13 protein-coding genes are annotated in these 11,583 nt (G+C 53.7%); 12 read left to right on the top strand and 1 reads right to left on the bottom strand.

The genetic code is table 11. The features are described 5' to 3' along the window. Positions 1-19: 19 nt before the first annotated feature. Complete coding sequence (locus EVX52_RS14945; protein WP_129991594.1) at positions 20-1,057, bottom strand: aminopeptidase; 1,038 nt, start codon at positions 1,055-1,057, stop codon at positions 20-22. 251 nt (positions 1,058-1,308) lie between these two features. On the opposite strand from EVX52_RS14945, the gene cysG reads away from it, so the two are divergent. The 12 genes from cysG (at position 1,309) to nlpD (ending at position 11,536) form a co-directional block, all read left to right on the top strand. Next, positions 1,309-2,733 (top strand): siroheme synthase CysG, encoded by a 1,425-nt coding sequence (cysG, locus tag EVX52_RS14940; RefSeq protein ID WP_129991593.1) that lies wholly within the window; start codon positions 1,309-1,311, stop codon positions 2,731-2,733. Between the two features lie 10 nt (positions 2,734-2,743). Continuing rightward, positions 2,744-3,652, top strand: a complete 909-nt coding sequence (cysD, locus tag EVX52_RS14935) for a sulfate adenylyltransferase subunit CysD (RefSeq protein WP_101078459.1) — start codon at positions 2,744-2,746, stop codon at positions 3,650-3,652. 13 nt (positions 3,653-3,665) lie between these two features. After that, a complete protein-coding gene (cysN, locus tag EVX52_RS14930; protein ID WP_129954585.1) occupies positions 3,666-5,093 on the top strand; it encodes a sulfate adenylyltransferase subunit CysN in 1,428 nt (475 codons plus the stop codon). Between the two features lies 1 nt (position 5,094). Beyond that, on the top strand, positions 5,095-5,718 hold the full coding sequence (gene cysC, locus EVX52_RS14925) for an adenylyl-sulfate kinase (protein ID WP_129991592.1): 624 nt from the start codon (positions 5,095-5,097) through the stop codon (positions 5,716-5,718). Positions 5,719-5,777: 59 nt separating this feature from the next. After that, complete coding sequence (locus tag EVX52_RS14920) at positions 5,778-6,158, top strand: DUF3561 family protein (RefSeq protein ID WP_129954589.1); 381 nt, start codon at positions 5,778-5,780, stop codon at positions 6,156-6,158. 167 nt (positions 6,159-6,325) lie between these two features. Then, positions 6,326-6,646, top strand: a complete 321-nt coding sequence (ftsB, locus tag EVX52_RS14915) for a cell division protein FtsB (protein ID WP_013574012.1) — start codon at positions 6,326-6,328, stop codon at positions 6,644-6,646. A gap of 2 nt (positions 6,647-6,648) precedes the next feature. Next, entirely contained in the window at positions 6,649-7,368 is a 720-nt protein-coding gene (gene ispD / locus EVX52_RS14910; RefSeq protein WP_129991591.1) for a 2-C-methyl-D-erythritol 4-phosphate cytidylyltransferase, read from the top strand. Next, positions 7,368-7,841, top strand: coding sequence for a 2-C-methyl-D-erythritol 2,4-cyclodiphosphate synthase (ispF, locus tag EVX52_RS14905; RefSeq protein ID WP_129954593.1), 474 nt, complete (start codon positions 7,368-7,370; stop codon positions 7,839-7,841). The genes ispD and ispF overlap by 1 nt, the downstream gene beginning before the upstream one ends. 22 nt (positions 7,842-7,863) lie before the next feature. Next, complete coding sequence (gene truD, locus EVX52_RS14900) at positions 7,864-8,910, top strand: tRNA pseudouridine(13) synthase TruD (RefSeq protein WP_165385183.1); 1,047 nt, start codon at positions 7,864-7,866, stop codon at positions 8,908-8,910. Beyond that, entirely contained in the window at positions 8,891-9,655 is a 765-nt protein-coding gene (gene surE, locus EVX52_RS14895) for a 5'/3'-nucleotidase SurE (protein WP_165383757.1), read from the top strand. Before truD ends, surE begins: the two co-directional genes overlap by 20 nt. After that, positions 9,645-10,271, top strand: a complete 627-nt coding sequence (locus EVX52_RS14890; RefSeq protein WP_129991590.1) for a protein-L-isoaspartate(D-aspartate) O-methyltransferase — start codon at positions 9,645-9,647, stop codon at positions 10,269-10,271. Before surE ends, EVX52_RS14890 begins: the two co-directional genes overlap by 11 nt. 242 nt (positions 10,272-10,513) lie before the next feature. Further along, positions 10,514-11,536, top strand: coding sequence for a murein hydrolase activator NlpD (gene nlpD / locus EVX52_RS14885; protein ID WP_129954596.1), 1,023 nt, complete (start codon positions 10,514-10,516; stop codon positions 11,534-11,536). Positions 11,537-11,583 lie beyond the last annotated feature (47 nt).

Below are 11,583 nucleotides of genomic sequence, written 5' to 3'. Positions count from 1 at the left end.
CTCAATTACCCCTATTTAATCAGGCGTGTTTTGCCGGTTTTGCCAGATCCTTCAGCAGCGGGAATAACACTTTTACCGTGTCGCGCGAGCGCTTCTCAATGCGGCCCGGCAACGCTTTATCGAGATATTGCAAACTATCAAACTGGCTCTGATAACGGGTGTTGCCCAGCGGGAAGTGGCGGGTGATCGCACGTTGCTGCACGCCGTCTTTCTTACCCAGCGCAAAGTTAGTCGCCGTCACATTCAGCAGCGGCAGGTGCGCGTCATCCAGCGCTTTTATGCCATCGCAGCAATGTGTGCCTTCATGGCTTTGTGCCGGAATACCCAGACTGCGGGCAATACTCAGCGCCTTAATCCGGGTCAGTTTCGCCACAGCCACTGAAGTATTCTCGCCGCTATTGAAATACAACCGGTCGCCGGTGATCAGCGAATCCATGTTGATCACCAGCAGCGTATTTTTCTTCTCTTCAGCGCTCATCCGGTTTACAAAGTCTTCCGCACCTTTAGCGCCGGTTTCTTCCGCGCTCAGTGCCACGAAACGCAGGCTATAGTGTGTCGGGATGGCCTGCATGCGTTCGGCCAGCTCAAGCATCACACCGACGCCGGAGGCGTTGTCATCGACACCCTGCAACGTCAGGCCGCCGAGATTGTGGTTGGTATCATTGTCACTTTGCGGCACATAGGTATCGAAATGCGCCATCACGATGATTTGTTGTGGTACTTCACCGGCACGAGCGGCAATCACCGACGTGGCGTGAATATTTTGCCAGTTCTTTTTCCCCGTATTGCTGGTGTAAAGATAACGGGTATCGAAGCCACGTAAATCGCTCTTATAACCTAATTTGTTGAATTGCTGGTTCAGATAATCCGCCGCGATCAGCTCTGCCGGGCTGCCGGCCATGCGCCCGGGGAAATAAGTCGCGATATGGCGAATTTGCTGACTGGCGATCATACCCATCGCCGGAAGCGGGACGGATGCCGCCATCGCATGACCCATACAGACACCGCTCAGGCTCAGCGCCAGCAGCGTCTGTTTCATGCGTGAAAAAGAAAACATAGCCAAAAATCCTTATTTGCCGGTCAATACGACCGGAAGGCAATCAAACAACAGGCCGCGTGTGGCGGTCTTTCTGGGGCATACAGTATGCGATTGTCTGCGCGATTAGACAATTTCCCGTTATCCCAAACCGCTCTTTTTGCCGGGCTATATTCCATTTAGTAACTAATCATTCTTTTTCGTCATTTCAGATCAATTATTGCCTGCACGTATAGTTTGTTTATTAATCCTGATAATCATTTAAGGCTTTCGTGGACTATCTACCAATATTTGCCGACCTAAAACAACGCCCTGTTCTGGTTGTTGGGGGTGGCGAAGTCGCTGCCCGCAAAATCGATCTTCTCCTGCGGGCGGGTGCGCAAGTACGGATAGTCGCACAGGCACTTTCTCCCGAGCTGGAACAACGCAGACAGGCCGCCGAAATTAGCTGGTCAGCACAGGCATTTTTGCCGGAACAGCTCGACGATGTTTTTCTGGTGATTGCCGCTACAGACGACGCTGCGCTGAATGCTGAAGTTTTTGAGCAAGCTAATCTGCGACATGTGCTGGCTAACGTGGTCGACGATCAGCCGAAATGCTCTTTCATTTTCCCTTCGATTGTCGACCGTTCGCCGATTGTGGTGGCGATTTCTTCCAGCGGTAAAGCACCGGTACTCGCCAGAATGCTGCGCGAGAAGCTGGAAACTCTGTTGCCGAACAGCCTGGGGCAAATGGCCGATATCGCCGGACGCTGGCGTGAAAATGTGAAAGCGCAGTTCAGCTCCATGCGTTCACGTCGTCGTTTTTGGGAGCATGCATTTGCCGGACGCTTTGCCAGCCTCGCTTCTGCGGGAAAGCTCGCAGAAGCAGAACGGGCACTGCAACAACAGTTAGAAAATGCGGAAGACATCTCGCATAGCGGACATGTCACGCTGGTCGGTGCCGGGCCCGGTGATGCAGGATTGCTCACCCTTCGCGGGCTGCAGGTGATGCAGCAGGCTGATGTGGTGCTTTACGACCATCTGGTCAGCGAAGAAGTGCTGGATTTAGTGCGCCGCGATGCGGACAAGATTTGTGTGGGTAAACGTGCGGGCAGCCATTCTGTTGCGCAGGAAGAAACCAACCGTCTGCTGGTCGAACTGGCGCAGCAGGGGAAAAAAGTCGTGCGCCTCAAAGGCGGTGATCCGTTTATTTTTGGACGCGGCGGCGAAGAATTACAGGCAGTGCAGGCGGCGGGTATTCCTTTCCAGGTTGTGCCTGGCGTAACCGCTGCTGCCGGCGCGACAGCTTATGCCGGGATCCCGCTGACGCACCGCGATTATGCACAGAGCGTGATCTTCGTGACAGGGCATTGCCGCCCGGAAAATAACGGCGTGCAGTGGGAGACTCTCGCGAAAGGCCAGCAGACATTGGCGATTTACATGGGCACGCTTAAAGCGGCAGAAATCAGCCAGCAATTGATCGCTCATGGTCGCGCAGCGCTTACACCCGTTGCGGTCATCGGACGGGGAACACGTTCTGATCAGCAGGTGCTGACCGGAACACTCGATAATCTTGAACATCTGGCTCAACAGGCGCCGACGCCGGCGTTACTGGTGATTGGTGAAGTGGTGTCACTTCATCAGCAACTGGCCTGGTTTGGGCATCATCCTGAGACTGACGGCACCCAACGCCCGTCGGTTGTGAATTTGGCTTAAAGGATCTGTTATGGACGAAAAACGACTGACTCATTTGCGGCAACTGGAGGCGGAGAGTATCCATATCATCCGTGAAGTGGCTGCTGAATTCGCCAACCCGGTGATGATGTATTCCATCGGGAAAGATTCCTCGGTGATGCTGCATCTGGCACGCAAAGCCTTCTTCCCGGGAACCTTGCCCTTCCCGCTGCTGCATGTGGATACCGGCTGGAAATTCCGCGAAATGTATGAATTCCGCGACCGCACGGCGAAGAATTACGGCTTTGAGCTGCTGGTGCATAAAAACCCGGAAGGTGTGGCGATGGGCATCAACCCGTTCGTGCACGGCAGCGCGAAACATACGGATATCATGAAAACCGAAGGTCTGAAACAGGCGCTGAATAAATACGGCTTTGATGCCGCTTTCGGCGGCGCGCGCCGTGACGAAGAAAAATCCCGTGCCAAAGAACGTATCTATTCGTTCCGTGACCGCTTCCACCGCTGGGATCCCAAAAATCAGCGCCCTGAGTTGTGGCATAACTACAACGGCCAGATTAACAAAGGTGAAAGCATCCGCGTGTTTCCGCTCTCCAACTGGACTGAGCTGGATATCTGGCAGTACATCTATCTGGAAAATATTGAGATTGTTCCGTTATATCTGGCCGCGCCACGTCCGGTGCTGGAGCGTGACGGTATGTTACTGATGGTGGATGACGATCGTATCGATCTGCAACCGGGTGAAGTGATCGAGAAGAAAATGGTGCGTTTCCGCACATTGGGTTGCTGGCCGCTGACCGGGGCTGTTGAATCCGAAGCTCAGACGCTGCCGGAGATCATCGAAGAGATGTTGGTGTCGACCACCAGTGAACGCCAGGGACGCGCGATCGACCGTGATCAGGCCGGGTCGATGGAACTTAAAAAGCGTCAAGGGTATTTCTAAGGAGCCGCAGCTAATGAATAACGCAATTGCACAACAAATCGCGGAGCAGGGCGGCGTTGAAGCTTACCTGCACGCTCAGCAACACAAAAGCCTGCTGCGCTTCCTGACCTGCGGCAGCGTCGATGATGGCAAAAGTACCTTAATCGGACGTCTGCTGCATGACACCCGTCAGATCTACGAAGATCAGTTATCTTCACTACATAACGACAGCAAACGTCACGGAACACAGGGTGAAAAACTCGATCTGGCACTGCTGGTGGATGGCTTACAGGCCGAACGCGAGCAGGGTATTACCATTGATGTGGCATACCGTTATTTCTCTACCGAGAAACGTAAATTCATCATTGCCGATACCCCGGGGCACGAACAGTACACCCGTAATATGGCGACCGGTGCATCGACTTGTGATCTGGCGATCCTGCTGATCGACGCCCGTAAAGGCGTGCTGGATCAAACCCGCCGTCACAGCTTTATTGCGACTTTGCTCGGGATCCGTCATCTGGTGGTAGCCGTTAACAAAATGGATCTGGTGGATTACAGCGAAACGGTTTACGAGCAATTCAAACAGGATTATCTGGATTTCGCTCAGCAACTGCCGACCGATCTGGACATCAAATTTGTACCGCTTTCTGCCCTGGAAGGCGACAACGTCGCCACGCCGGGAGATAAAATGAGTTGGTACACCGGCCCGACTCTGCTCGACGTACTGGAAACGGTCAACGTTATTAACATCCGTGAACAGCAACCGATGCGCTTCCCGGTGCAGTATGTTAACCGCCCGAACCTCGATTTTCGCGGCTATGCGGGAACGCTGGCATCGGGTTCAGTGCGTGTTGGCCAGAAGGTGAAAGTGTTGCCATCGGGTGTGGAATCTACCGTGGCACGCATTGTGACCTTCGACGGTGATTTACAGGAAGCCTGGGCGGGTGATGCCATTACGCTGGTGCTGGCCGATGAACGTGATATCAGCCGTGGCGACACGCTGGTTGATGCGCAAGAAACGGTTAAACCGGTACAACATGCCAAAGTCGATGTTGTGTGGATGGCTGAGCAGCCACTGAGCGTCGGTCAAAGCTATGACATTAAAGTCGGGGGTAAGAAAGCCCGTGCGCGTGTTGAGAATATCGAATATCAGGTTGAAATTAACTCACTGACTCAGCGTGTGGTTGAAAATCTGCCACTTAATGGTATCGGACTGGTGGAACTGGCCTTCGACGAACCTCTGGTGCTGGATAGCTATCAGAGCAACGCGGTGACCGGCGGCATGATTTTTATCGATCGTCTGACCAACGTCACTGTCGGAGCCGGTCTGGTGCGTGAGGCGATTGAACAGGTGTATCAGGAGTCGGATAAATACAGCGCATTTGAGCTGGAACTGAACAGCCTGGTTCGCCGTCACTTCCCGCACTGGGGCGCACGCGATTTACTGGGTGGTAAATAAGATGGTGTCACCGGATGGCACTTTACGTAAAGATGACAACGTTGTCTGGCATCCGCACGCGGTGACACGTGCGGATCGTGAAAAGCAGCAGGGTCATCGCGGTGCGGTGCTGTGGTTTACCGGGCTTTCGGGCTCAGGGAAATCCACCGTGGCCGGTGCGCTCGAGCAGGCGCTGCACCGGCAGGGGGTCAGCACTTATCTGCTCGATGGTGATAATGTCCGCCACGGGCTGTGCCGTGATCTGGGCTTTACCGATGACGACAGGCGCGAAAATATTCGTCGCGTGGGTGAGGTGGCAAAACTGATGGTGGATGCCGGGCTGGTCGTGCTGACGGCGTTCATTTCACCTCACCGCGCCGAGCGTGACATGGTGCGTGATTTGCTGGAAAACGGTCAGTTTGTTGAGATATTTGTGGATACGCCGCTGGCTATCTGTGAGGCACGCGATCCGAAAGGTTTATATAAAAAGGCCCGTGCGGGTGAACTGAAAAACTTCACCGGTATCGACGCAGAATATCAGCCGCCGGAGACCCCGGATGTGCATCTTGATGGTGAACAATTGGTAACACAATTGGTGCCTCAATTATTAGAAGTGATGCGCCAGCGCGCTATTATCAATCCCTGAATGTTACCGGCCAAACGCCACAGAGCGTGCCGGTTTACACTGAAATACAGGGATCAACTATGCAGGCGTTATTGAGCAGACTTGTCAGCCGGAACCGCGTCGATCGTACCGGGGAGATCAGCCTCCGGACACGTGCGCCGATCACGACAACAGACAGTGCAGATACCGAAGAACCGTCCTATTCCATGCAGGGTGGGTTTATCGGTTTTGTCTTCTACTGGCTGGCGTTTGCGATCCCTTTTCTGGTTTATGGTTCTAATACCCTTTTTTTCCTGCTTTACACCTGGCCGTTCTTCCTGGCGCTGATGCCCGTTTCCGTACTGATAGGCATTGCGTTAAGCATGTTCTTTCGCGGTGGCTGGTTCAAAACCTCGGCCGCCAGCGGCATCTGTGTGATTGGCATGTTTTGGACCGTCTTCTCATTCTTGTCTGGCTGGTGATTTTTTCTGGCGGTTTTCCCGGCAAATTCCCTTCACGATGTAACCCATTGTGTCATTCTCACCCATTATTGCGTGCGTAAGTCTGATTCTCACTGGCAATTACCTTGCCACAGTGGAGTCAGAGGGAAAGTTGTGGGATGATTGTCCAGCTTTTTTAGGGGGCGGGGATGGGCAAACTAACACTGCTATTACTGATTTTACTTGGCTGGCTACAGTATTCGCTGTGGCTGGGTAAGAATGGTATTCACGATTATGTACGTGTAAATGATGACGTTCAGGTGCAACAAGTTAATAACGGCAAACTGAAATCACGTAATGATCAACTTTTCGCAGAAATCGACGATTTAAACGGCGGTCAGGAAGCGATCGAAGAACGTGCACGCAACGAACTGGGCATGATTAAACCCGGCGAGACTTTCTATCGTCTGGTGCCTGACAATAAACGTGCGCCGGGCAGCACCGTTTCGCAAAACAACCTGAATCAATAGCCATGAGCCATACCGCAGTTTCCCTTCCAGAGGTCATCGCCGTGTTACCGGCTGCCGGTATTGGCAGCCGTATGCAGGCCGAATGCCCCAAACAATACCTTTCTGTCGGCGGTAAAACGCTGATAGAACATTCAATTTATGCACTGCTGCAAAGCGGCAGCGTCCGTCAGGTTATCGTGGCGCTTAGCCCGCACGACACGCAGTTCGCCCAACTTCCCATTGCCAGCGATCCGCGTATCCGCGTGGTGGCAGGCGGTGCTGAACGGGCTGAATCGGTTATGGCCGGGCTGGATGTTGCCGGAGATAACGGCTGGGTGCTGGTGCATGACGCTGCGCGCCCGTGCCTGCATCCTGATGATCTTAATAATCTGCTGGCGATTGCCACCACCAGCAAAATCGGCGGGATCCTCGCCGCGCCGGTGCGTGACACCATGAAGCGTGGTGAACCCGGTCTGGCAGCAATTGCACATACAGTGGATCGTCAGGATCTGTGGCATGCGCTGACGCCGCAGTTTTTTCCGCTCGAATTATTGAAAACCTGCCTGCGCCGTGCACTCAATGAAGGTGCGGTGGTCACAGATGAAGCCTCTGCAATGGAATATTGCGGTTTTCATCCTTTGCTGATCCCGGCACGGGCCGATAATATCAAAGTCACCAGACCAGAAGATCTGGCCCTGGCTGAATTCTATTTAACCCGCTTATCCCAGGAGGAAAACGCATAATGCGTATCGGTCACGGTTTTGATGTCCATAAGTTTGGCGGAGAAGGCCCGCTGGTGATCGGTGGTGTGCGTATCCCTTATCCGCTGGGTTTACTGGCGCATTCAGATGGCGATGTTGCCTTGCACGCGGCAACTGACGCGCTGCTTGGCGCGGCTGCGCTGGGAGATATCGGCAAGCTTTTCCCGGATACGGATCCTGCATTCAAAGGTGCTGACAGTCGCGAACTGCTGCGCGAAGCTTACCGCCGTATCCGAGCAAAAGGCTACAAGCTGGGCAATCTGGATATCACTATCATTGCACAGGCACCGAAAATGGCTCCGCACATCCCGCAGATGCGTGTGTTTCTGGCCGAAGATCTGCAATGTCATATGGATGACGTCAATGTAAAAGCCACGACCACCGAACAACTGGGCTTTACCGGCCGTGGCGAGGGTATTGCCTGCGAAGCCGTTGCCCTGCTGGTTAAGGAATGATGTTGTGGAAGATTACCGCATGATAGATATGTCCCGTCTCACCTGGTTACTGGGTGAGCCTGTCGCCAGCGGTCAGCTGAAAGCCAATCCCGAAGACTTTATCGTCGAAGAGGATCTGGGTTTTGAGCCGGACGGTGAAGGTGAACATCTGTTGGTGCGGATCCGCAAAAATGGCTGCAATACCCAATTCGTCGCGGAGCAACTGGCGCGTTTCGCCAAAGTGCATCCGCGCGACGTCAGTTATGCCGGTCTCAAGGATCGTCATGCGGTCACGGAACAATGGTTTTGCCTGCATTTGCCGGGTAAGGCTGACCCTGATTTAAGCCAGTTTGACCTCGAAGGCTGCGAAGTTGTCCGCGTCTCGCGCCATCGTAAAAAGATGCGTATCGGCACGCTGAAAGGCAACGCATTTACACTGGTGCTGCGACAGTTAAGCAATATTGCTGATGTTGAAGCACGTCTGGAAAAAATCACCCGGCAGGGCGTACCGAACTATTTCGGTACCCAGCGTTTTGGCCGTGGCGGCAATAATCTGGTGCAGGCGAAACGGTGGGCAACCAACGAAACCCGTCCCAAAGAACGTGCGAAGCGCAGTTTCTATCTTTCCGCCAGCCGTAGCGCGATGTTCAACATTATTGCCAGCCAGCGTCTGGCTGAAGGTTACGTGCGTGAGCCGATGTTGGGCGATGCCCTGCAACTCAGCGGCCGTGGCAGCTGGTTTGTTGCGAAAGCCGAAGAGTTCGTGTCGCTGTTACCGCGTGTTGAAAGCGGTGAATTACTGATCACGGCACCTTTACCGGGTGATGGCCCGCTGGGCACACTCGAAGATGCCGAAGTTTATGAACAGGCCTGTCTCAAGGATCAGGGAGATTTACTGTCGCTGCTCAAGCGCGAGCGAGTCGAACCGGCACGACGTGCCATCATGCTGCAACCGTTGCAGATGCAGTGGCAGCGCTGGGATGATGTCACTCTGGAACTCAAATTCTGGTTACCGGCCGGCAGTTATGCCACCAGCGTGGTGCGTGAACTGATGAATCTGGATGAAAGTGATGCGGATATTACTGAGTAACGACGACGGCGTACTGGCTCCCGGCATACAGGCGCTGGCGTCCGCGCTGCGTGAGTTTGCTGATGTGAAGCTGGTGGCCCCTGATCGTAACCGCAGCGGTGCATCTAATGCGTTGACGCTGGATGGCCCGTTGCGTATTCAGTCTTACCCTAACGGTGATACCGCCGTGATTAACGGTACGCCGACCGACTGTGTGTACCTTGGTGTGAATACGCTGATGCGCCCGAAGCCGGATATTGTGGTTTCTGGCATCAATGCAGGGCCAAATCTGGGCGACGATGTGATCTATTCCGGCACGGTTGCCGCCGCGATGGAAGGACGCCATCTGGGCTTTCCTGCGTTGGCGGTGTCGCTGGACGGACATCAGCATTATGACACGGCAGCAATCATCACCTGCCGGCTCCTCAGGGCACTGGCACGTGAGCCTTTGCGCACCGGCAAGATTTTGAATATTAACGTCCCGGATCTGCCACTTTCGCAGGTCAAAGGGATCAGGGTGACGCGTTGCGGTAGCCGTCATCCGGCCGAGCAGGTATTTTGTCAGCAGGATCCGCGGGGTCAGGACTTGTACTGGATAGGCCCGCCGGGAGATAAATTTGATATCGCACCTGATACTGATTTTGCTGCTGTAGCGCAAGGTTATGTTTCAGTGACGCCACTACAGGTGGATTTAACCGCCTATGCGGCTCAGGATGTCGTGGTCTCATGGTTGGAAAAGGCCGGGGTGAGCGCGAATGGTGAATAAACCGATGTACAACCTGCTGGAACAACTGCGCCAGCAGGGTATTCATGATGAAAAACTGTTGCATGCCATCGAGTCTGTGCCGCGTGAGCGTTTCGTGGATGAGGCCTTTCAGCATAAAGCTTACGAAAACACGGCGTTGCCTATCGGGTCCGGTCAGACCATTTCTCAGCCTTATACCGTGGCGAGAATGACCGAGTTATTGCGCCTTACGCCCTCGTCCCGCGTGCTGGAAATTGGCACCGGTTCAGGCTATCAGACGGCCATTCTGGCACATCTGGTTGAGCATGTTTTCTCGGTTGAGCGCATCAAAGGGTTGCAATGGCAGGCGAAAAGACGCCTCAAGCAACTCGATTTGCATAATGTTTCCACCCGTCATGGTGACGGCTGGCAGGGCTGGCCTTCGCGTGGCCCGTTTGATGCCATTATTGTCACCGCCGCACCTCCTGAAATACCTCAAGATCTGTTACAACAACTCGATGATGGCGGTGTATTAATTCTGCCAGTGGGCGAAGAAAATCAGACATTGCAACGGGTCACCCGGCGTGGTGGTGAGTTTGTTGCAGAGACTATCGAAGCTGTTCGTTTTGTCCCGCTGGTGAAAGGCGAACTCGCCTGACACCGGCCATACGCCGGTACCTTCAGGACTAACTCCTTAAAATTTAAATACAACTGATATATGGTGCTGTACTGGCGATGTTGATAGCATCCACTACAGTTTTTTATGGCACTGCGGCATTCGGGCGAAGACCTGAATGAGTATGTTGCCTGCCCGCACCGTGTCCGGTGACACGAAAAGCGCCAGCTGGCGCGGTGTGCGCGGTTAAAGAGATATTCTGAGATTGCCGTAACGGGGGAAATATGAGCACGGGAAGCCCAATAAAAACACTAAGCCGCATTGCAATGTGTACTTTTATCAGTGCCTGGATGGCGGGATGTACGAACAATTCAACGACATCCGCACCCATCAGCAGCGTCAATGGCGGCGGTAACAGCGGCAATAGTAGTCAGAATACTCTGAATTCTGCTCCGCAAATGGCACCTGCCGTCGGACCCGGCGGACATATTGTTTACAACCGCAGCTATAACTCGATCCCTAAAGGAAGTTATAGCGGCAGCACCTACCAGGTGAAGCGCGGCGACACCCTGTTCTATATTGCCTGGATCACGGGCAATGACTTCCGCGACCTGGCCGCACGCAATAATATTCCTGCGCCATACAGCCTTGAAGTTGGCCAGACAATCCAGATCAATAACGTTTCTTCTGCGGCGAGCACCGGGGGTACGGTAGCGGTCGCAGATGCCACAAATGGTGGTGTTCCGAAAGCTCCAACCGGGGGCATGCTCACAGGTTCTGTGGTTGCATCTCAACCAACTACCACGTATTCTGATTCTTCTGGTAAACAGAATGTAGGCAGGATGTTGCCTTCATCAGGTGCAGTTACTACCACCACAACACCTGTTGCTGTAGCCAGCACTCCCGTCGCCACCTCAACAAATAATGGCGGTCCGGTTTCCTCCTGGAAATGGCCGACTGACGGGAAAATTATCGATAATTTCTCTGCTTCTGAAGGGGGAAATAAGGGGATCGATATTGCTGGTTCGCGTGGACAGTCTGTCGTAGCAACCGCCTCGGGGCGTGTGGTTTACGCGGGTAATGCTCTTCGCGGTTACGGTAATCTGATCATCATTAAACACAATGATGATTACCTGAGCGCCTATGCACATAACGATACAATGCTGGTCCGGGAACAACAAGAAGTGCAGGCGGGACAAAAAATAGCGACTATGGGTAGCACCGGAACCAGTTCAGTAAGATTGCATTTTGAAATTCGTTACAAGGGGAAATCCGTAAACCCGCTGCGTTATCTTCCGCAGCGATAAATCGGGGCAGAGCATCGATTCTGCCCTCGGGACCACGGGTAGGAGCA

Source organism: Rahnella sp. CFA14(1/10) (genome assembly GCF_004195095.1).
GTDB classification, from domain to species: domain Bacteria; phylum Pseudomonadota; class Gammaproteobacteria; order Enterobacterales; family Enterobacteriaceae; genus Rahnella; species Rahnella perminowiae.
The sequence above is the reverse complement of the archived record's forward strand: the minus strand, read 5'-3'. Positions and strand labels throughout refer to the sequence as shown.